14 protein-coding genes are annotated in these 24,576 nt (G+C 34.1%); all 14 read left to right on the top strand.

From position 1 onward, the window contains the following. Positions 1-75 precede the first annotated feature (75 nt). Positions 76-1,371, top strand: a complete 1,296-nt coding sequence (locus QLS97_RS04195; protein ID WP_282714389.1) for an MFS transporter — start codon at positions 76-78, stop codon at positions 1,369-1,371. Between the two features lies 1 nt (position 1,372). After that, complete coding sequence (locus QLS97_RS04200) at positions 1,373-2,323, top strand: carbohydrate kinase family protein (protein WP_282714390.1); 951 nt, start codon at positions 1,373-1,375, stop codon at positions 2,321-2,323. Between the two features lie 3 nt (positions 2,324-2,326). Continuing rightward, entirely contained in the window at positions 2,327-4,066 is a 1,740-nt protein-coding gene (locus QLS97_RS04205; protein ID WP_282714391.1) for an alpha-amylase family protein, read from the top strand. Between the two features lie 89 nt (positions 4,067-4,155). Further along, complete coding sequence (locus tag QLS97_RS04210) at positions 4,156-5,370, top strand: MFS transporter (protein ID WP_282714392.1); 1,215 nt, start codon at positions 4,156-4,158, stop codon at positions 5,368-5,370. Further along, positions 5,367-7,232, top strand: coding sequence for a trehalase family glycosidase (locus QLS97_RS04215; RefSeq protein WP_282714393.1), 1,866 nt, complete (start codon positions 5,367-5,369; stop codon positions 7,230-7,232). The genes QLS97_RS04210 and QLS97_RS04215 overlap by 4 nt, the downstream gene beginning before the upstream one ends. Positions 7,233-7,305: 73 nt before the next feature. Continuing rightward, complete coding sequence (locus tag QLS97_RS04220) at positions 7,306-7,731, top strand: CBS domain-containing protein (RefSeq protein ID WP_196852195.1); 426 nt, start codon at positions 7,306-7,308, stop codon at positions 7,729-7,731. Positions 7,732-7,891: 160 nt separating this feature from the next. Then, positions 7,892-10,180: an NADP-dependent malic enzyme gene (locus QLS97_RS04225; protein WP_282714397.1), complete on the top strand. Its 2,289-nt coding sequence runs from the start codon at positions 7,892-7,894 to the stop codon at positions 10,178-10,180. A 95-nt stretch (positions 10,181-10,275) separates the two neighbouring features. Then, a complete protein-coding gene (ruvA, locus tag QLS97_RS04230; protein WP_282714399.1) occupies positions 10,276-10,857 on the top strand; it encodes a Holliday junction branch migration protein RuvA in 582 nt (193 codons plus the stop codon). Positions 10,858-10,881: 24 nt separating this feature from the next. Beyond that, positions 10,882-18,036: a T9SS outer membrane translocon Sov/SprA gene (gene sov / locus QLS97_RS04235; RefSeq protein WP_282714401.1), complete on the top strand. Its 7,155-nt coding sequence runs from the start codon at positions 10,882-10,884 to the stop codon at positions 18,034-18,036. Between the two features lie 93 nt (positions 18,037-18,129). After that, positions 18,130-18,510, top strand: coding sequence for a glycine cleavage system protein GcvH (gcvH, locus tag QLS97_RS04240; protein ID WP_282714403.1), 381 nt, complete (start codon positions 18,130-18,132; stop codon positions 18,508-18,510). Positions 18,511-18,523: 13 nt separating this feature from the next. Then, positions 18,524-18,880: a VanZ family protein gene (locus QLS97_RS04245; RefSeq protein WP_282714405.1), complete on the top strand. Its 357-nt coding sequence runs from the start codon at positions 18,524-18,526 to the stop codon at positions 18,878-18,880. 222 nt (positions 18,881-19,102) lie between these two features. Next, positions 19,103-19,846, top strand: coding sequence for a deoxyribose-phosphate aldolase (gene deoC, locus QLS97_RS04250; RefSeq protein WP_282714407.1), 744 nt, complete (start codon positions 19,103-19,105; stop codon positions 19,844-19,846). Between the two features lie 19 nt (positions 19,847-19,865). After that, a complete protein-coding gene (locus tag QLS97_RS04255; RefSeq protein WP_282714409.1) occupies positions 19,866-21,989 on the top strand; it encodes a capsule assembly Wzi family protein in 2,124 nt (707 codons plus the stop codon). A gap of 269 nt (positions 21,990-22,258) precedes the next feature. Then, positions 22,259-24,574: a TonB-dependent receptor gene (locus QLS97_RS04260; protein ID WP_282714410.1), complete on the top strand. Its 2,316-nt coding sequence runs from the start codon at positions 22,259-22,261 to the stop codon at positions 24,572-24,574. Positions 24,575-24,576 lie beyond the last annotated feature (2 nt).

Genomic DNA, 24,576 nt, shown 5'->3' on the forward strand with positions numbered 1-24,576 from the left:
TTTTGTTTTTATTCTGTATTTAATTGGCGATATTAAAATTAATTTTAGAAAAAATTAACAAATTAACCAGTTAGAATGAATTTAAAAGTAAAATTGAGTTTTTGGCAGATAATCAATATGAATGTTGGTTTTTTTGGTATACAATACAGCTTTGGCTTGCAACAAAGTGCCGTAAATCCTATTTATGATTTTTTACATGCAAGTCCAGATCAAATTCCGATACTAAATCTTGCAGGGCCTTTAACGGGTTTATTGATTCAACCCATAATTGGAGCGATGAGTGATAAAACTTGGCATCCAAGATGGGGAAGGCGTAAACCGTACTTTTTTATTGGAGCTATAATTTGTAGCATCGCTTTATTTCTATTTCCATTTAGTAGTTCACTATGGATGGCTGCAGGTTTGCTTTGGATTCTAGATGTTGGTAACAACACTGCTATGGAGCCGTATCGCGCTTTTATTGCGGATACGTTAGACGAAGAACAACAGCCCGTAGGTTTTCAGGCTCAAAGTTTTTTTACTGGTTTCGGACAGTTTCTGGCTTATATTTCTCTATTTCTATTTCCAATTGTTTTTGTTGGGTATACCGGATCGTTACCAACTTGGATTTACGCCTCCTTCTTTTTAGGAGCGGTCCTTTCTGTAACTTCTATTTGGTGGAGTATGAGTAAAACAAAAGAAATCCCGCCAACACCAGAAGAAATAGCAATTTTAAAAGCAGAACCATTAAATGTTTTTTCACCTTTTATAGATATCTACAAAGCAGTTTTAGGAATGCCAACGGTCATGTGGCAATTATTTCTGGTTTATTTGTTTCAGTGGTATGCCATGATGTGTTATTGGCAAAACAATTCAAAAAGTATTGCTTTGTCAGTATGGAATGTAACTCCAATGAATGTAATGGGCTACGAAAAAGCGGTAGAATGGAACGGATTAATCGGTGCTTTTGGATTTATAGTTACATTTTCAATTGCTTTTTATTTGGCAAAATTGGCTAAAAAACACGGTGCTAAAATGATTCATTTTGTGTGTCTGTTATTAGGAGCTGTTTCTTTTTTGTGGTTTCCAATAGTTCAAAATCAGTATGTGTTTTTTGCTGTGATTATTGGTTACGGAATTGCTTGGGCAAGTATGATGGGCATTCCGTATTTGATGGTTGTTGCTGTTGTTCCAAAAGAGCGTTATGGAGTCTATATGGGAATTATCAATATGATGATTGTTATTCCAATGATTATCCAAAACCTATCCTTTGGTTACATTTTAAAGAATTTTTTAGATAACGATCCTCGTCAAGCTATTAGTTTTGCGGGTGTATTGTTAGTCATTGCTGCGATGTGCACATTATTAATAAAAATAAAAAAAACGAAATAAAGTGTATAATGCAATAAATAATAATGTGGATAAAATAGATATCCTTTGTGTTGGGGAAGTACTTGTAGATTTTATTGGTCATCAAGAAGATGTTCTTATTAATGATACTAGAGATTATCATAGGTATTTAGGAGGCTCACCTACTAACGTTGCTATGAATTCAACGCGATTAGGGTTAAATACTATAATGGTTGCAACTGTAGGGAACGATGGTTTTGGCTCCTATATTTCGGAACGATTAGCGAGTGTTGGAGTGAATACCAACCACCTTAACGTCCTAGATAATAAATCAACTAGTGTAATTTTTGTTTCAAGGTCTCAGGGAACGCCAGATTTCATACCGTATCGTTCAGCGGATTGTTGTATTTATGAGGAACAAATTTCAAGGGAAATACTATCCAATACTAAGATATTTCATACTACTTGTTTCGCATTGAGTAAAAATCCTGCACAAAAAACGATCTTAAAGAAAGCACAAGAAGCATACGATTTAGGATGTAAGCTAAGCATTGACGTCAACTATGCAAGAAAGCTATGGAAAAGTAAAAAGAAGGCTTTTAAAGTTATTAATGCCTACTGTAAGTTCAATCCATTAATAAAAATTAGTGAGGATGATATGCTGCGTCTTTTTGAGAAGGAGCTTCCGCATGAAGAGATATTTGAGTTTTTTCACCATCAAGGAGTAGATACTGTTTGCTTAACATTAGGGAGTAAAGGGGTGAAATTATCTCAAAAAGGAAAAGATATTATAGAAATGCCAGCAATAAAAATTGACAAAGTTATGGACTCCACTGGAGCAGGTGATGCTTTTTGGTCCGGATTTTTATTCGCTTACATTAAGGAAAAATCAATTAATGAATGTTTGGACATCGCTTTAAAATTAGCGGCTTTAAAATTGCAAAATGTTGGACGATTGCCGGATAACATCAATATCCTTTCTAAACTTTTATAAAATATGATGCTACAAAATAATAAAAAAATCAGTAATGGTGTTATGCTTAATATTTATCCGGATAGTATTGGAGAAAAATTAACTGACGCTGTAGGCATGCTTAAAAGGACTGAATTTAAAGATGTTTTTTCTTTATTGTATGTTTTGCCCACTTTTTTCAATAGCGATTTAGATAGAGGGTTTTCTATTATCGATTATGATATCAATAAGGATTTAGTTGACACAAAAGATTTGCTCGATTTAAAAGAGCTTAATATAAAATTAAAGTTTGATATCGTATTAAATCATCTTTCTGTAGCTTCCCCTCAGTTTAAAGACATGCTACAATACGGTAATGAATCAAAATTTAAAGATTTTTTTATAAATTGGAATGAATTCTGGGAGGGAAACGGGGTAATGAATGAAGATGGAATTATAATTCCAGAACCAGAGTTTCTCAATAAATTGTTCATGAGAAAGTTAGGTTTGCCCATCTTGAAAGTACGTTTTCCGGATGGTACAGAACAGCCTTATTGGAATACTTTTTATCAACAAATAACCTACAATCCAATTGCTGTAGTTGATTTACAAAATCTAAAAGGTTTAACGGAAGAGAAAAGTCAGTTTATTGTTGCCGTAATTAATGCCGCAATTAATGACAATCAAGATTTCAAGACCGTTGATTTTGAAGATTGTACTCCTTTGAAATCAGAAATTTTACAAATCCTAGAACAAAAGCGTTCCTATTTAGGACAAATGGATGTCAATGCTGCATCGCCTTTAGTATGGGATTTTTATGAGGAGACTCTAAAGAAATTAAACGGTTATGGTTGTAATATCCTTCGCTTAGACGCTTTTGCCTATTTGCATAAACAAGTAGGGGAATCTAATTTTTTTAATAAACCGGGAACTTGGGAATATTTAGAGCGTATTAAGAAAATAGCAGAACAAAATAATTTGATGTTATTGCCAGAAATACACGCAGAATATGGTTTGCATTTACATGATGAGGTAGCCAATGAAGGATATCATATCTATGACTTTTTCTTACCTGGTTTAACGATACATACCATCGAAAATAAAACCAGTAAAGCTTTATTAAGTTGGGCTAAGGAAATTATTGCTAAAGGATATAAAACAGTAAATATGCTTGGTTGCCATGACGGAATACCTGTTTTGGACTTGAAAGGCAAGGAGGTAAATGGTGTTTATAATGAAGGATTGTTAAAAGATGCTGACATAGAGGGTATCATGAATAAAATCATGGAACGGGGTGGTCGTGTAAAAAATCTTTACGATCCATCAGGGAATAAAATTTCTTATTATCAAATAAATGCTACATTTTTTAGTGCATTAGGTGAAAACGAACAAAAGTTACTTCTAGCAAGAGCCATTCAAATGTTTATGCCTGGTATTCCACAGGTTTGGTATTTAGATATTTTTGCCGGTAAAAATAATTATGAAGCAGCAGATAATGGAGGTGGTGCAGGACATAAAGAAATTAATCGCACCACATTGACAATGCCTGATATTGAGCGGGGGTTGAAAACAGGAGTTGTTAATAAACAGCTAGACATTATTCGGTTAAGGAATACTTCGAATGCGTTTTCAGGTCACGTAGAAATCAATGATACTGTAGATGTAATTATAGATATCAAATGGGTAAATGGTACTACAGTTTCGCACCTAAAGGCAAACCTTCAAACCAATGGATTTACAATTGAGCATACTGAAAATGGTCTGAGAAGTACGATGAGTTTTTAATTTTGATATCTTATCAAAATATGAAAATAAAGATTGTCATACCTCGAGGGATTGAATACAATAATTATACAATTAATTAAGAAATAAAGATGAAAAAAAGTACGGTTAAAATTGCCATGTATCTCAATTACTTTGTATTTGCGATTCTGCTGAACAGCGTTGGGATTGTGATACTAAAGGCACAAAAAAATTATGGTGTAGATGAATTGCAAGCCAGCGTTCTAGAGGCTTTCAAGGATTTACCCATCGCCATAGTTTCGTTTTTAATCGCTTCTTTTTTGCCCAGGATAGGATATAAGAGAGCGATGCTTATTGGTTTGGCTTTGGTTTCAGTAGCTTGCGTTAGTATGTATTTTGGAAATTCTTTTGGAACTGCAAAATTACTTTTTGCTACCGTTGGTGTTTCGTTTGCGTTGATAAAAGTATCGGTGTATTCACTTATTGGAACAATAACAGAAAATCAACAAGAACACAATAGTTTGATGAGTAGTATTGAAGGCGTGTTTATGATAGGAATTGCATTAGCGTATTTCCTGTTTCCAGCTTTTAATTCAGATGCAAATCCAGATGCTTGGTTGAACGTTTATTGGTTATTGGCTGGGATTTCATTAGTGTCATTTGGGTTTTTATTTTTTACCAAATTCGAAAATCAAACCGAAATTCCGGGTGTTGATTTAGTAGATGATTTTAAAGAAATGTTCAAATTATTTGCGAAACTGTTAACCATAGTTTTTGTAATCAGTGCGTTCTTGTTTGTAATGATTGAGCAGGGAATCATGTCTTGGCTGCCTACTTTTAATAGTAAAGTGTTACATCTTCCAGAGAATATCAGTATCATGATGGCAAGTATTTTGGCTATTTCATTAGCTGTAGGACGACTTTTAGCGGGTGTAATTACTAAAAGAGTCAATTGGATTTGGGTACTCAGTTTTTGTATCGTAGCGGCTATGCTTATTGTAATTTTTGTACTTCCTAAAACAGTTGGATTGGAGGTCAAAGAAATCAATTCGCTTGGTGATATTCCTTTGATAGGATTTGCATTTCCATTAGTAGGACTTTTTATTGCACCTATTTATCCACTTTTAAATTCAGTGGTTTTAAGTGCTTTGCCTAAAAAACTGCACAGTTCAATGACCGGTTTAATTGTGGTTTTTTCTGCACTTGGTGGAACTTTGGGCTCCAGAGTTATTGGTTATTTATTTAAAAACGAAGGGCCGGAAAATGCATTTTATTATACTTTAATACCAATGTCGTTATTGCTTGTTTCTTTCTTTATTTTAAAAAAACTTACTGCTAAACAATGAAATTCTTACTCAACATAGACAAAGTATTCCAGGAACTATTACTTCAAGAGGATACTGATCGGGACAAAAAAATCACTAAAGATGATAATGGCCCTAAAAAATTTGTTTTGGTTGACGAAACTACCAAACAACAGGAGGCGATTGTCGGGACGTATCATTTGTCAAATTTATTACAGGAATTAGCCCAACTTAAGGACACAAATTCAGGAATGGGTGAAGTTGATTTGAGTCGCATTCAAGAGAATCCAGTACAACGAATTTCAAGAAAAATCAAGGATGATTATTGGGAGGAACTCACTCGTACCATTGATAAAAAAGGCTTGACACAAATTATTGAAGACGAAAAAACGTCCAGTGATGTGGCAACACTTTATGTTGCTGCCAAAGATAAACAGGGAGTTGCTTACTTTCAGGCATTAGAAAAAGAATTGCCAAATTTTAAAGTTGAAATTCTGCCTGAAAATTATTCGGTGGAATATGTGGAAACTTTAAATGAGAAACCAGGAATTCTGGCTTTGGCTTTGGAACAAAAAATTTACAGTCTGCAAGGCGTTCCTTTTGTAGTTCCCGGCGGAAGATTTAACGAAATGTATGGTTGGGACAGCTATTTTATTGGTGTTGGCTTGTTAATAGATGGTCAGGTAGACAAAGCAATTGCGATTGCTGAAAATTTTAAATACCAAATTATACATTACGGAAAAATTCTAAATGCGAATAGAAGTTATTATTTGACAAGAACGCAACCACCGTTATATTCTTCTTTGCTAATCGAAATTGTCAAAAAGAAAATGCCAAGTTTAGACTGGTTAAGAAGTCATTTGGAAACGGTCATTTTGGAATACAATACGGTTTGGATGGTTCAAGGAAACCGATTAACTCCAACAGGTTTAAATAGATATAAAGCCGATGGAATTGGAATGCCCTTTGAAGTGGAGCCGGGACATTTTGATGATGTTTTAGAACCGTATGCTAAAAAACACAAGCTGCCTATTCGAGAATTTGAAAAGCAATATTTACAAAGAACGCTCGTGGATGCGGAACTGGATGAATATTTTGTTCACGATAGAAGCATGAGAGAAAGTGGACACGACACCACAAACCGACTCATTAATACGTGTGCCAATTTGAATTCAGTAGATGTAAACAGTTTTCTTTATAAATACGAGAAAGATGTCGCTTACCTAATTGCTACCTATTTCGGGAACACTTTCCAAGTTGGTGATGTAGCTCATACTTCGGAGGAATGGGAGCAAAAAGCGCTTTTCCGTAAAGATAAAATGAACCAATTGTGCTGGAACGAAGCGTCAAGCATGTATTTTGATTATGATTTTGTAAATCATGAGCAATTTCCGTTTGAAGCTGCAACAACATTTTTTCCTTTGTGGGCTGGGTTGTGTGATGAAAATCAGGCTAAAAAATTAGTAGAAGTAGCCTTGCCACAATTTGTAAAAGCAGGTGGAATTACAGGAAGTACTAAGGCGAGTATCGCTAATGCTCCAAAAGAGGCACCGCAGCGACAATGGGATTATCCATTTGGTTGGGCACCGCACCAAATGTTGTTATGGGAAGGATTGATTAACTATAATTATTTAGATAAAGCACAAGAAATGGTCTACCGATGGTTGTGGTTAATTACTAAAAATGCGGTGGATTATAATGGAACGATTCCGGAAAAATTTGATTTGGAAATCAGTTCCCATAAAGTTTTTGCCGAATATGGAAATGTAGGAACTGAATTTGATTACATCGCAAAGGAAGGTTTTGGCTGGGTGAATGCGTCCTATCAATATGGATTACAAATTTTGAACGAAGAATTAAAACAGAAATTAGGAGAGTTGGTTTCTCCCGATGATATATTTTAGAGGTTAAAAAAATGTTTTTTGTTGTTTGAATGCATATTTTTTTTAACTTTATGATTCACTAAATGAATCAATTATGACAGTTAATCAAATTTTAAGCACTAAAGGAAAGGAAGTTTATTCCATACTTTCCACTAACACTGTATACGAAGCATTGACAGTGATGAGCGAAAAAAACATCGGGGCTATTCTTATCATTGAAGATACAGTTTTGAAAGGGGTTTTATCTGAAAGAGATTATGCTCGAAAAATTGTTTTGAAAGCAAAATCTTCAAAGAAAGCCTTTGTTCATGAAATCATGGAGACAGATGTGGTTACGGTAAGTCCATCGGATAATTTAGAGTACTGCATGGAATTAATGAGTACAAAAAGAGTTCGACATTTGCCGGTTCTGGAAAATGAAATTGTAATTGGGATTATCTCTATTAGTGACGTGGTAAAAGCCATAATCGAGATGCAAAAAGATACCATTCAACATTTAAACTCTTATATTACACAATAAAAAGAATCAAAAAAGTTATAATTATAAAAAGCTGCCGTTAGTGCAGCTTTTTTTTTTGGAATCAAAATACGCTTGTTTTTATACAAAAGAATGGGGGAAAAGTCCTCTTTTTTTAAATCAAGAGCCCTATCTTTGTACGCTAGAATAAAATCTAAAAACAATGGACAAAAATAGCAAAAGAAGAGAAGCATTATTATACCACGCAAAGCCTACTCCTGGTAAAATTCAAGTAGTTCCCACTAAGAAATATGCAACACAAAGAGATTTATCTTTGGCATATTCTCCTGGTGTAGCTGAGCCGTGTTTAGAAATTGCCAAAGATGTAAACAACGTTTATAAATATACTGCAAAAGGAAATTTAGTTGCCGTAATCACAAATGGAACTGCAGTTTTAGGATTGGGTGACATTGGTCCCGAAGCATCAAAACCAGTAATGGAAGGGAAAGGATTGTTGTTTAAGATTTTTGCTGATATTGATGTATTTGATATCGAGATTGGAACAAAAGATATTGAAGAATTCATTCAAACGGTTAAAAATATAGCGCCAACTTTTGGAGGTATTAATCTGGAAGATATTAAAGCGCCTGAGTCTTTTGAAATTGAAAGGCGATTGGTGGAGGAGTTAAATATTCCCGTGATGCACGATGATCAACACGGTACTGCCATCATATCATCGGCGGCATTGCTGAATGCTTTGGAATTAGCAGGTAAAAAAGCGGAAGATGTAAAAATGGTCGTTTCAGGAGCAGGTTCTGCGGCACTTGCTTGTGCTAATTTATATGTTTTATTGGGTGTGAAATTAGAAAATATTTTGATGTTTAATAGTAAAGGCGTTTTGACAAAAGACAATCCGTCACTATCTGTTTTACAACAAAAATACGCCCAAGATATAAAATCGATAAGTCTTGAGGAAGCATTAGTGGGTGCAGATCTTTTTTTAGGATTGTCATCAGGGGATATCATGACTCCAAAAATGTTGCTTGGAATGGCCGAGAATCCTATCGTTTTTGCGATGGCAAATCCAGATCCCGAAATAGATTATAACCTTGCTGTTGCCACACGTAAAGATATTATAATGGCAACAGGTCGTTCGGACTTTCCTAATCAAGTAAATAATGTTCTTGGATTTCCCTATATTTTTAGAGGCGCATTAGATGTTCGTGCTACCAAAATAAATGAGGAGATGAAAATGGCGGCTGTAAGAGCGCTTGCTGCATTAGCAAAAGAATCGGTTCCGGAACAAGTGAATATTGCTTACGGAGCTACTAAGTTGGTTTTTGGAAAAGAATATATTATTCCTTCTCCGTTCGATCCTAGGTTGATAACTGTTGTTGCACCAGCTGTTGCAAAAGCAGCTATGGATTCCGGAGTAGCATTAAACCCTATAACCGATTGGGCAAAGTATGAAGAAGAGCTTTTAGATCGTTTAGGGAATGATAATAAAATGGTTCGATTGATCGCTAATAGAGCTAAAATGGATCCTAAAAAAATTGTTTTTGCTGAGGCGGACCATTTAGATGTCCTTAAAGCAGCACAAATTGTATTAGAAGAAGGTATCGGTTTTCCAATTTTATTGGGAAACAAAGAAACTATTTTAGAATTAAAAGAAGAACTAGGCTTTTATGCTGATGTTCAGATTATAGATCCAAAAATTAAAGAAGAGGAAGCTAGAAGAAACAAGTTTGCTACAACGTATTGGACATCCAGACAAAGAAGAGGGATTTCATTATTGGATGCTCAGAAGTTAATGCGTGAAAGAAACTATTTCGCGGCCATGATGGTCAATGAAGGAGAAGCGGATGCATTAGTAACGGGATATTCCAGAAGTTATCCATCGGTAGTAAAACCTATATTACAGCTTATCGAAAAAGCACCTGGCGCTTCTCTAGTTGCCACTACAAATATGATGATGACGGCTCGTGGGCCAATGTTTTTGTCGGATACCGCAATAAACATTAATCCATCTGCAGATGATTTAGCTAAAATTGCCATTATGACAGCAAAAACAGCTAGAATGTTTGGAGTAGAGCCGGTAATTGCGATGATATCCTATTCGAATTTTGGATCATCAACAAATGAAAGTGCATCAAAAGTGAGAGAAGCTGTTGCTTATTTACATAAAAATCATCCTGATATGATTATTGATGGTGAGCTTCAAGCAGATTTTGCATTGAATCCTGAAATGTTAAAAGAAAAATTCCCTTTTTCTAAGTTAGCCGGAAAGAAAGTAAATACGTTGATTTTTCCTAATCTGGAATCAGCTAATATTACCTACAAATTATTGAAAGAATTGAATAAAGTAGACTCAATAGGACCTATTATGTTAGGAATGGGGAAACCGGTTCACATATTTCAATTAGGTGCAAGTGTTGAGGAAATGGTTAACATGGCAGCAATTGCTGTGATTGATGCGCAGGAAAAAGGAAAGAAAAAAGCAAATTTAATTTAGTTTAATAATCTATAAGTTATAAGCGAAGTTAAATTGATGAATATAATAAAATTATGTGCTAATTTTATTATATTTGGTGATATATTTAAGAATTAATGATAGCACATTTACAAGGAAAATTAGTAGAGAAATCGCCCACGCAAATAATTATTGATTGCGGAGGAGTTGGTTATCATGTAAATATTTCTTTACATACTTATTCTTTGCTTCCGAATACGGATTTTATAAAAGTATATACGCATCTTCAAATAAAAGAGGATGCGCATACACTTTTTGGTTTTGTGGAAAAGTCGGAAAGAGAGATTTTCAAAATGTTATTATCAGTCTCTGGAATAGGGGCAAGCATAGCAAGAACAATGCTTTCGTCATTAGACCCAAAACAAATTACTAATGCAATAGCATCTGGTGATGTGGTAACCATTCAATCTATAAAAGGGATAGGGAGTAAAACTGCGCAAAGAGTAATACTGGATTTGAAAGATAAGGTATTAAAATTGTATGATTTAGATGAAGTTTCTATGTCGCAAAGCAATACAAATCGAGATGAGGCGTTATCAGCTTTGGAAGTTTTGGGATTTTTACGAAAATCTTCAGAAAGAGTGGTGGAAAAGATTGTCAAAGAAGACCCAGACGCTTCTGTGGAGTCAATCATCAAGAAGGCTTTAAAAAACCTATAGAGGTATTCAAGTAACACGAGTTGTATGCATAAAATTTGTATTTTTTTGCTTGTATTATTCTGTGGTTTTGCATCGCAAGCCCAAGTAAATCAAGCAGCTCAGGATACCGTTAAAACTGGATTTTCTATTGGAAAAGTCCAGCTAAAAAACCCAAAGAGTATTCTCTCAGCTTATACCTATGACCCTATAACAGACAGGTATATTTACACAAATTCTGTTGATGGATTCTCTATCAATTATCCTATTATATTGACGCCAAAAGAATACGAGAAATTGGTTTTGAAAGAATCAATGCGCGATTATTTCAAAAAAAAGGTTGATGCTATTGAAGGTAAAAAAGAAGGTAGCGAAGAAGCAAAAAAAGATTTATTGCCAAGATATTATGTAAAATCAGGGCTTTTTGAATCTATTTTTGGAAGTAATACCATTGATGTAAAACCTACCGGATCTATAGAAATGGATTTAGGAATGCGTTATACAAAACAAGACAATCCCTCTTTTTCGCCAAGAAACAGGTCCAATCTTTCTTTTGATTTTGATCAAAGGATAAGTATGAGCTTGATGGGAAAAGTAGGAACGCGACTTAATGTAAACGCTAATTACGATACGCAATCAACATTTGCTTTTCAAAATTTAATGAAGTTGGAATATGCGCCTTCAGAAGACGATATTATCCAAAAAATTGAAGTAGGAAATGTGAGTATGCCTTTGAATAGTTCTTTGATTAGAGGCGCACAAAGTTTATTTGGTGTAAAAACACAATTGCAATTTGGAAAAACGACTATTACCGGAGTTTTTTCTGAGCAAAAATCACAAACGAAAAGTTTAATCGCTCAAGGCGGAGGGACAATTCAAGATTTTGATATGTTTGCATTGGATTATGATAATGACAGACACTTTTTCTTATCCCAATACTTTAGAAACAGATACGATAAATCATTAGTAAATTATCCATTTATAGACAGTAGGGTTCAAATTACCCGACTTGAAATTTGGGTAACCAACAAACAAAATAGGGTAGTAGTTACCAATAATAACCTCAGAAATATTATTGCACTTCAAGATTTAGGGGAAGCACAACTAAATGGTTTAACGGATAATGAAGTGGTTGTTTTAGATCCTATTCCTGCCAGTCCTCCGTTTTTTATTGCAGGGCCTGATGCTCCAACAGATAATAAAAACAATGCATATAATCCTGAATTAATACAAGTCGGTGGTGGTTTGTTGAATCCAAATATTCGTGAAATTGTAACGGCAAACTCAGGTTTTAATACCACTGTAAGCGAAGGGCAAGATTACTCTAAATTAGAAAATGCTCGAAAGCTGAATCCAAATGAATACACGTATAACGCGCAATTAGGATATATCTCATTACAACAAAGATTGGCTAATGATGAGGTTTTGGCGGTTGCTTACCAATATACAATTGGAGACCAAGTGTATCAAGTGGGTGAATTTGGAAATGATGGAGTGGATGCGACAGTAGTCACAGGAGACAGTCCTTCAAATCAAGCCATTATTTCTCAAAGTTTGATTTTGAAAATGCTGAAAAGTAATTTGACCAATGTGAAAAACCCAGTTTGGAACTTGATGATGAAAAATATCTATCAGATTCCGGGTGCTTATCAAGTAAAACAAGAGGATTTTAGATTTAACATTCTTTACACGGATCCTTCTCCCTTAAATTACATTACTGAAGTTCCGGGAAGTCCTTTTCCATCGAATCCGTTACCTCAGAATGAAGTTGCCGAAACGCCTTTGTTGAAAGTTTTTAACTTGGATAAATTAAATTATAACAATGATCCTCAAGCTGGAGGTGATGGTTTTTTTGATTTTATGCCGGGCTTAACGATGGATGCTCAATACGGAAGAATCATTTTTACAACTAAAGAACCATTTGGAGAACTGTTATTCTCTAAATTATCAAATACAGGATCTGGAGAAAATTATAACAATACTAGTTCTTATAATGAAAATCAAAAGAAATATGTGTTTCGTAGTATGTACCGAAACACACAATCAGGCGCTTTGCAGGACAGCGATAAAAATAAATTTTTATTAAGAGGAAAATATAAATCATCTGGCGGAGACGGAATACCAATTGGGGCTTTAAATGTGCCGCAAGGTTCTGTTGTGGTTACCGCAGCAGGAAGAGTTTTAGTTGAAGGAATTGATTATAGTGTAAATTATCAACTGGGAAGAGTGCAGATTTTAGATCCGTCACTTCAAGCTTCCAATACGCCTATTGAAGTTTCATTGGAAAATAATTCCGTTTTTGGTTTACAAACCAGAAGATTTATGGGTGTAAATGTGGAACATAAAATTTCGGATAATTTCTTGATTGGAGGAACATTCCTTAAGATGACTGAAAGACCATTTACTCAAAAATCAAGCTTTGGTCAGGAATCAGTTAACAATACTATTTTTGGATTTAATACTAATTTTTCAACCGAAGTTCCTTTCTTGACTCGATTGGTTAATAAATTACCAAATGTAGATACTGATGTGCCATCTAATCTTTCTGTAAGAGGAGAAATTGCTTTTTTGAAACCAGATACCCCAAAAGCAGATCAATTTCAAGGTGAGTCTACCATTTATGTTGATGATTTCGAAGGGTCGCAATCTACCATTGATATGCGTTCTCCGTATGCTTGGAGTCTGTCATCAACACCGGAAAGAAATACCATGAGCACGTATGATTTCAATGCGAATGCAAATGATTTGAGTTATGGATTTAAAAGAGCCAAACTAGCTTGGTATTCTATTGATCCTATTTTTTATACTCAAAAGCCAGCAGGAATTTCAAATCAAGATTTATCTTTCAACAATACCAGAAGAATTTTTAGTGAGGAATTGTATCCTTTGACAGATATTGCACAAGGACAGTCTCAGGTTATAAATACATTGGATTTAAGTTATTATCCTTCTGATAGAGGTCCATATAATAACAGTTTGAATTCGGCTACAAATCCAAGAGATAATTTTGGAGGAATTATGCGATCATTAAATTCGACTAATTTCGAACAAGGAAATGTTGAATATATTCAGTTTTGGGTATTAGATCCTTATGTAGGAAACGGTCAGGTGCAACAATCTAATACTGGAAAAATTTATTTCAATTTAGGTGAAATATCTGAAGATGTTTTGAAAGATGGAAGAAAACAATATGAAAACGGACTTGGACCAGATCAGATATTAGTTAATCCACAACCATTATGGGGAGATGTTCCGGCCTCTCAATCTTTAATTTATGCTTTTGACACTAATGTAGCAAACAGAACGAATCAAGATATTGGTCTGGATGGTTTGGCTAATGCCAATGAAGGAGCCGTGTATACAAATTTCGCCTCAGAGTTAGATCCAGCGGCAGATGATTATACGTTTTATTTAAATGCAGACGGTGGCGTTTTAGATCGTTATAAAAATTACAACGGTACAGAAAACAACTCGGCAGTTGATATTAATGACCCTAACAGAGGATCAACAACCGTTCCTGATGTAGAGGATATCAACAGAGATAATACCATGAACACTATCAATGCGTATTACGAATACAGTATTGATGTTCAGCCAAACATGAATGTGGGGCAAAATTATATTACTGATATAAGAAATACCCAAGTGACTTTGCCGGATGGCTCGACTACAGATGCGAGATGGTTGCAGTTTAAAATACCGGTTTCACAACCTGAAAATACCATAGGAAACATTTCTGATTTTAGATCTATACGTTTCATGAGAATGTTTATGACAGGTTTTAGTGAAGAAGTAACCGTTCGTTTTGGTGCCCTAGATTTGGTAAGAGGAGAATGGAGACGATATACGAATACACTTGATTTTAACGATACTAATGTTGCTGATGATGGTACTAATCTAGATGTTTTAGCGGTTAATGTTCAGGAAAATAATGAGAGATGTCCAATAAATTATATTGTTCCTCCAGGAGTACAGCGGGAACAACTATATAACAATAATACGGTTATCAATCAAAATGAGCAGTCGTTAGCATTGAGGGTTTCTGGAAACGGATTAGAACCAGAAGATTCCAGAGCAGTTTTTAAAAATGTAAGTATTGATATGCGTCAATTCAAGAAACTGAAAATGTTTTTACACGCAGAATCATTGCCAAATGAAGTTGTGCTTCAAGACAATCAAATGGTTGGATTCATTCGTTTTGGTAATGACTTTACTCAAAATTTCTATCAAATTGAAATCCCTTTAAAAGTGACGAGTCCATCTTCTGCTTCAAATACAGATTGTTCTCCTTTGAGTGCTGAGGAAGTTTGGCCTGAGGAAAATGAGATTGATTTGTCATTGGCTTTATTGACAAAATTGAAGATTCTCGCAATGAGTATTAATCCAAGTACATTGCCTTTGGATGGTATTTATTATCCGGATAATGATCCGGCAAATACTGAAGGTGACGGAAGTGATAGGTTGCGATTGGGTATAAAAGGAAATCCTAATTTTGGATTAGTGCGTACGCTGATGGTTGGTTTAAAAAACAATGAATCCCGAAATGATGTCAAAGGAGAAGTGTGGTTTAATGAATTACGCTTAGCTGATATGGATAATCAAGGCGGAATGGCAGCTGTGTTGAATGTAGATACAAATTTAGCTGATTTTGCTACAGTTTCTGCTTCAGGTAAAAAAAGTACTATTGGTTTTGGAACTTTAGAACAAGGACCAAACGAAAGAAACCGTGAGGATACAGAGCAATATAGTATTGTGACCAATGTGAATCTTGGTAAATTATTACCTCCAAAATGGCAAATTAATCTGCCTTTCAATTATGCTATTGGCGAGGAGACTATAACTCCGGAATATGATCCTTTTAATCAAGACATAAAACTAAAACAATTGCTTGCTAATACGGCTAATCAGAACGAAAAAGACAATATTGAAAAAAGAGCCATTGATTATACAAAACGTAAAAGTATAAACTTCATTGGGGTTAGAAAAGACAGAAGTCCAGAACAAAAACAACACGTATACGATCCGGAGAACTTTACTTTCTCTCAATCTTTTAATGAAGTGGAAAGACATGATTTTGAAATTGAAGATTATGTAGACCAACAGGTAAATTCATCGGTGGATTATGCTTATACTTTTAAACCAAAATCAGTAGAGCCTTTCAAGAAGACAAAATTTATGAAAAAAAGTAATTATTGGAAATTGTTAAGCGATTTCAATTTTAATTATTTGCCTTCAAATATTTCATTTAATACTAATATCATCAGACAGTACAACCGTCAGCAATTTAGACAGGTAGATGTGGAAGGAATTGGACTGGATCCTTTGTATCGAAGAAATTTTGCTTTCAATTATCAATATGGATTTAATTATAATTTGACTAAATCTTTGAAACTAAATTATACGGCATCTTCCAGTAATATTGTAAAAAATTATTTGAATGAAGATAATGAGCCGATAGATACTTTTACAATTTGGGACAGTTATTGGGATATTGGAGATCCAAATCAGCACATGCAGCAATTGGTTGTGAATTATGAAATTCCAATCAATAAAATTCCATTATTTAGTTTTGTCAAAGCTAATTATTCCTATACTGGAGACTATAGCTGGCAACGTACTTCTAATGCATTGTCTCAAATAGAAATTGAAGGAAACAGTTATAATTTAGGGAACACGATTCAAAATGCGAGTTCAAACAATTTGAATGCAACTTTCAATATGGATATGTTGTATAAATATTTAGGACTTACAAAAAACGCAAATAAAACAGTCCCAAAACCTAAAGCAACTGCTCCAAAACCAGGTGAGAAAATAGTAAATACAAATGCTAATCAAGTACCAAAAAATAATGAATTCGTAGATGGTTTCATAGGTGTTTTAACCAGTATTAAAAACATCCAAATGAATTACACCTATAACAGTGGTACGGTTTTACCAGGATATACTCCAAGTGTAGGATTTCTTGGTTCATCAAGACCGTCGTTAGGATTTATTTTTGGAGCACAAGACGATGTACGATATGAAGCTGCAAAAAATGGTTGGTTAACAAACTATCCTGATTTTAACCAAAATTTTTCTCAGGTTACCAATAAATTATTTAAGGCTACTGCAAATGTAGATTTGTTGCCGGATTTAAAAATTGATTTGACATTAGACCGCGCTTATTCTGAAAATTCCTCAGAACAATATGATGTTACTGATGGGGTTTATAATCCTAGATCTCCATATGATACAGGTATTTTTTCAATTTCTACGGTGTTGATAAAAACTTCGTTTTCGACTAGTGATGAAAATTCATCGGTTGCATTTGATGATTTTAGAATTAACAGACTTACGGTAGCCAATCGATTAGCTACACAACGAGGAATTGATGTCAATAATCCAGGTAATTTAGACCCAGATGGATTTCCGATAGGGTATGGAAAAAATAATCAAGCAGTATTGTTGCCTGCATTTTTAGCGGCTTACTCAGGCGGAAATGCTTCGGATGTTTCTCTCGGTATTTTTAGAAACTTCCCGATTCCAAACTGGTCGATAAAATACAATGGCTTGATGCGTTATGGACTCTTTAAAAAGAATTTCAAACGTTTCTCTTTGCAACATAATTATAGAGCTTCTTACACGATAAATGCGTTTAGATCAAATTTTGAATACGACAAAGACCCTGATGGAAAGGATGTAAGTGGTAATTTTTTCAATCAAACCATAATGTCAAATATAAATTTGGTGGAACAATTTAATCCGTTGTTACGAATGGATTTTGAATTGAAAAGCTCATTAAAAGTATTGGCCGAAATCAAAAAAGACAGAGCATTGTCAATGAGTTTTGATAATAATTTGTTGACAGAAGTTAAAGGGATAGAATATGTGGTAGGACTGGGTTATCGTTTCAAAGACGTAATTTTCTCTTCCAGACTGGCGGACAATCCAACAGGAATAATAAAAAGTGACATCAATTTGAAAGCAGATGTGACCTATAGAAACAATCAGACGATTGTAAGATATTTGGATTACGATAACAATCAATTAGCAGGAGGACAAAATATATGGTCTTTGACGGTCAAAGCAGATTATGCTTTTAGTAAAAACCTTACGGCTATTTTCTACTATGATCACTCTTTTTCAAAAGCAGTAATATCTACTTCTTTTCCGTTGACAAATGTTCGTTCCGGAATCACACTTCGTTATAATTTTGGGAATTAATTTTTCTAAAAGGCAACAATTTTGAATAGAAGATTATTACATTTGTGGCATAAAATTTAAATTATCAATAAATAATTATCAATTACAATTTATATGAACATACCAGTAAATTTAAAGTACACTAAAGATCACGAATGGGTTAGTATTGATGGCGATACAGCAACTGTAGGAATCACTGATTTTGCACAAAAAGAATTAGGAGATATCGTATATGTTGAAGTTGAAACTTTAGACCAGACTTTAGACAAAGATGAGGTTTTTGGTACAGTAGAAGCAGTTAAAACCGTTTCTGATTTGTTCCTTCCGTTAACAGGTGAGATTATTGCTTTCAATGACGCTCTTGAAAGTACTCCTGAAAGTGTTAATTCTGATCCTTATGGAGCTGGATGGATGATCAAAATAAAAATTGCAAATATGGCAGAAGTAGATGATTTATTGTCAAGCGAATCATACAAAGAACTTATTGGTGCCTAAACAACTCTATTTTTTGGCCGCTTTATTATGGGCTGGAGTTATTGCTTTTTTTTGTTTAGTTCAACTGAATAATGTTCCACTGGGAGAGGTTTCAAATCTAGATAAATTAGTGCATGTCTTTTTTCATTTTGTTTTAACGGTACTTTGTTTTTTGTTTTTTCAAAAATATACAAATGCGATAAACAGCTTAAAACCCATAATAATTTCTTTTCTGTTTTCTGTTTTTTTTGGAATAGGTATAGAAATAGCGCAAGAATCATTTACCATTACCAGGCATGCAGATGTATTTGATGTTTTAGCAAATTTATCTGGTGCAATTTTAGGAGTAGCAGTTATTATTTTATTTGATTTAAAAACAAAATTCAGATAAAATTCAATTTAAATAGAGTCCCACTTTGGTGGGACTTTTTCATTTATAGTATTCATAAACAGGAATGTTTATTTAGTTTGGTTGGTCTTTTTTTTAAAAGCATGTAAAAACTTTAGTTCTAGCGTTAAAAATACAAAATAGTGAAATTTTATAGTAAACTTATGTTCATATAAAATGTATTTTTGTGCGTCATAATCTACTCTAATTAAGAAATCAAAGCGCATGAATATTAAACAATATTTAGATTCTACCTATTTGAAAACGGCAGAACAAGCGGGACTAAGCGAAAAAGAAAATACTTTGGTAGTCAAAGGATTTATCCAAGAAGCCATCGAGGAACATTTTAAGCTTATTATGATTCGTCCTAATATGGTTTCATTGGCAAAAAAAATGATTGTTGAGGCAAATTCGGTGGTGTCAATAGGAACTGTAATTGATTTTCCGGAAGGTAAATCGTCATTAGAAAGTAAGCTTAGTGAAGCTCTTCAGGCAATACATGACGGTGCTGATGATTTAGATTTTGTATGCAATTATGAAGCTTTCAAAAGAGGAGAAGTAGAGTTAGTAAAAGAGGAAGTTCTGAAATGTACCCAATTAGGTTTAGGTAATAATAAGGTTGTAAAGTGGATTATTGAAGTCGCGGCTCTAAGTGATAAGGAAATTATCCAGTTGTCAAGTTTGATAAAAAATGTAATCGTTTCTAATTTTAAACAAGAACTTTTCGCTTCGGTTTTTGTGAAGTCTTCGACAGGATTTTATAAAACAGAAAATAATTTGCCAAACGGCGCTACTATTCCTTCAATAATGATGATGCTTGAAAACGCTTCGCCTCTTCCGGTGAAAGCTGCTGGGGGTGTGAGAACTTATGAAGAAGCAGTTAAGATGATTCAATTAGGAGTGAAAAGAATAGGTACATCAGGCGCAAAAAGTATTGCTAACGGACAAAATTCACATAATGAATATTAAATTCACAAAAAATATAAACATGAAAAAAGGGTTGTTGGCTTTATTTTTATTTTCGTACTCCTTTTTTACATATTCTCAAGATTTAAATACTGCTTCAATACAATCTGGCAATTCGGCGGAGCGATTTCCTGTTTTTCCTGATTGTGTAAATCTACAATCTAAAGTTTTAGAAAGCTGTTTTTACAATCAAGTTCAGGATTTTGTTTTTCAAAATTTTCAAGTTCCGGATAATTTAAAACAAAATAATTTTCAAGGGAATGTAAAAGTCCTTTTTGAAGTGGACAGTAATGGTGTTTTTAAAGTGATTTATGTTGATGCTGTTGATGAAGCATTGATAAAAGAAACAAAAAGGGTTTTTAGTGCATTTCCAAAAATAGAACCGTCAACCTATAACGGAAAACCTACCTACTCCAAGTTTACTATTGCGATTACCATACCCTTGAAAAGTAGAGCAGAACTTGAAGCCGAGGCTTTGGCGAAGGCCGAAATCGTTTCAAATAATAAACCGAAACTTACGGAATTGGATAGTATTGTATATAAAAAATTTACTAAACCGGAGTTTGAAAGTCATTTGAATGTTCCTTTTTCGCATAGTTATTACGCACAATTTGATGGTTCTTTAAATCAAGTGGGAAGTAATAACCATACGGCATCAAAACCATATACGTATGCTGAGGTTTCGAAATATTATGACCTGAAAGCCGTTAATGAAAAGATAAAAAAGAAAGCTTCAGGCTGGTGGGCAAGAAAATTATGGAATGAGAGTATGGTAGAAATTCAGGGCGAAGGATATTGGTTTACGCTAAATCCTATACTTGATTTGCAGGTTGGTAAAGCTTCAAAAAGTGAGGCGTCTTATACATACGTAAATACACGAGGAATCAATTTTAGAGGAGGTTTGGGCAAGCAGCTTAACTTTTCTACCACGGTTTTTGAAAGTCAAGGGCGTTTTGCGGATTACTTTAATCGTTATGCAGAATCCATCAAGCCGGCGGGAGGAAATCCTGCTATTATTCCTGGGATAGGAATTGCAAAAGAATTTAAGACGGATGCGTATGATTTTCCTTTGGCTGAAGCCAATTTGACTTTTACACCTAGTAAATATCTTGATTTGCAATTGGGTTATGGCCGAAATTTTATTGGGGATGGATATCGTTCTTTGTTAGAAAGTGATGGTGCCAGTCCGTACCCTTATTTTAAATTGAATACTAATTTTTGGAAAATTAAATATACCAATACCTACATGTGGCTCAAAGATGTTCGTCCTGAGGTGACATTAGAAAGAACGTATGCTACAAAGTTTATGGCAAATCATTATTTGAGTTGGAATGTTTCGAATAAACTGAATCTTGGTTTCTTCGAATCGGTGATTTGGACCAATACGAATGACAGGGGATTTGATGTGAATTTTGTGAATCCAATTATATTTTATCGCTCGGTTGAATTTGCTTCTTCGGCAAGAAGTGGAAATGCTGTTTTGGGATTGACTTTTAAGTATAAATGGAGTAATCAAATTAATTTCTACGGACAGTTTATTCTGGATGAGTTTTCTCTTGGAGACATCAAAGAAAGAGACAATAGTTGGAAAAATAAGTACGGTTATCAGTTAGGTGTTAAGTATTATAACGCTTTCAAAGTTGACAATTTACTGTTGCAATTAGAATACAATCACGTGCGTCCTTATGTGTATTCTCATAGTATGCCAATCACAAATTATGCCCATAACAATCAGAGTATAGGACATCAATGGGGAGGAAATTTCAAGGAATTTATTGCTATTGCCCGTTATCATAAAGGAAGGCTTTTTGCTGATGCAAAAGTTACTGTGGGAACTAGAGGACTGGATTTTGATACTGCCGAAGACAGCTTCAATTACGGAGGAAATATCTATAAAGATTACGACGAAAAAAGACCATTTGATAGTGGTGTAAAAGTGGGGCAGGGAAATAAAACGGCTGTTTTTATTGCTGATTTTCAAGGTGGTTATTTAGTGAATCCGTCGACGAACCTGAAGCTTTTTGGAAGTTATATTTATAGAAGTTTTGATCCTACAAAAAACACCGAGACAACTTTCACTGAAAGCACTAATTGGTTTACTTTAGGATTGAGAGCTGATATTTTTAATTGGTATTTTGATTATTAATAATTAAGTACAATAGAAAGAAAATAATAAAGCGCCACAATTCATTAGAGTTGTGGCACTTTTTGTTTTGGTGAATTTGAGATGGCAAAGTTAAGATTGTTATAGTTGGTTTTCAATGACTACAAAACTGAAAGTAAAATCTAATGAAATATAAGAAAAAAAAGATTTTTCAACTATTTGTTGTAAATAAAAATAGAATAGCAGTATCTTTGTCAAGAATCAGTCTAAATAAAAATAACTAGATAATGTCCTTGATGAATATTTTAAAAATGAATTCAAAATTACTTTTTCTATTGCCTCTTTTAGTGTTATTTACCACAAATTTGAATGCACAATCACTACGCTTAAAAATTGAAAATGAATCAAAAAAACCAATTGCCAATGCTTCAATTTCATCAAACAATAAAATAATTGCCACAACAAATCTTTCTGGTGAAGCGTCAATTTTGAATACTCAAATTGAAAATAAAACCATTTTAATTTCGGCTCAAAATTACCAATCTCTTTCTTATACTTTTTCCAATTTAGAAGAACAAAGCACGATTACACTTGTTTTGAATGAGGAAAATCAACTTCAAGAAGTAGTAATCACTGCTGGTAGAAAACAAGAGAATATTGCTACGATTCCTTCTTCGGTAACCATAATGAATCAGAAAGAAATACAACAACAAAGCAGTATTAATAGCAATTTGTCGTCTATTTTAGGAAACGTTATTCCTGGATTAGGTACTGCAACCAATAAAGCGACCAACTCGGGGCAAACTTTACGTGGAAGACAAGTTTTGGTTTTGATAGACGGAATTCCGCAATCGACACCTTTGATGAACGGTTCCCGTGATATACGCGCTATTGATGCAAATGCAATTGAACGTATTGAGGTAATTAAAGGAGCTACTTCTATTTATGGAAATGGTTCAGGGGGTGGTATTATCAATTATATTACTAAAAAAAGTCCTTTGAATAATAGTTTTGGAGGAGTAACTACAGTGGGGACAACATTTAATCCGCTTAATAGTAAAGAAACCTTTGGTTATCGTATTTCGCAATTTTTTAATGGAAGAAAAGACAAATTTAGTTATGTTCTTGGAGGATCGTATGATTACACAGGACTTCAAAGAGATGCTAAAGGAGTTCCTTTAGGGCAAACAGATGGTTTGTCTAATTCACATCAGGCTAATGCTTTTGTGAAATTAGGTTACGATATGGACGAAAATACTAATTTCAGCGTAGTGTACAATTTTTATGGCAGTACTCAAAAAGCCAAATATATTAGCCAAGCGGGTGTGTATGGGCAAACTCCAACAATTGGAGTTCGAGGTACAGAACCTGGTAAAGAAGCAGGAACGCCATATAACCACAATTTCATGTTTACCTTTTCGAAAAATAATTTATTTAAAACCACACAATTGGATGTGTCAGCTTATTTGAATTCTTTTCAATCAATGAATCGTTATGTAACTGCTGGAACTGCTTGGTTTGGTCCAGGACAAACAATGATTAATTCGAATAAAAATGGAACGCGAATTAATTTGAACACCCCTTTTACAATTGCTTCGTTACCTTCTGAAATTACTTATGGTATTGATGTATTGAATGATGTTACTTATCAAGATTTGGTTGATGGATGTGTGTATATTCCGAAAATGGATATGTTAAATATTGCTCCTTATGCACAATTGAAAATGGATGTTTTGGAAAATTTAATTTTCAAAGGAGGAATTCGTTATGAAAATGCAACAGTTCGTGTTAAAGATTATAATACTATTGCAACAGGAGCAAATAATGCAGGTAGTATTTTTGTAGAAGGCGGTAAAATTCCATATAATGCTACGATGTTTAATGCTGGTTTACGATTTAATAAATATGAGGTTTTTAATCCATTTGTGAGTTTTTCTCAGGCATTTGCTATTAATGAATTAGGTCGAATTTTACGAAGAGCGAATGAGAATACCATTGCAAGTTTAGAAACAGATCCTATTATTACAAATAATTACGAAGCGGGTTTTTCAAGTAAATTCTACAATTTTAATTTAACAGCAGCTTATTATATCAGTACTTCAAAATTAGGAGCGAACTTGGTTGATGTAGGTGGTTATTTAGTGGCGCAACGTGAACCTGAAAAAGTTAAAGGATATGAAATAACATTAGATTATAGATTTTCTAATAAGCTTAACCTTGGTGGAAGTTATTCTTATGTTGAAGGAAAAGCTGAATTTGATGATGGAAGTACTGTTTACCTTAACGGATCGCGTATTGCTCCACCTAAGGCAACGGGTTTTGTTACTTACAAACCTACTTCTGATTGGAATTTGCAATTATCTTGGGTTAATACAGGTTCTCGTGATCGTTTTGCACTAAATAGCAATGGAAGGTATAATAATAGTGAAGGGCCTATTTTGACTGTGAATTTAGTGAATTTTGCAGGAAGCTATTCGTTTAATGAAAATTGGTCATTAAATTTAGGAGTAGAAAATTTGTTAAACAATTATTATTACCCAACAGTAAGTCAGTATCGTGCTTTAGCTGCAGAATATGTAGTTGGAAATGGTATGACAACGAGTTTAAATTTGCGTTATAAATTTTAAAA

It is taken from the genome of Flavobacterium yafengii, assembly GCF_030010375.1.
GTDB classification, from domain to species: domain Bacteria; phylum Bacteroidota; class Bacteroidia; order Flavobacteriales; family Flavobacteriaceae; genus Flavobacterium; species Flavobacterium yafengii.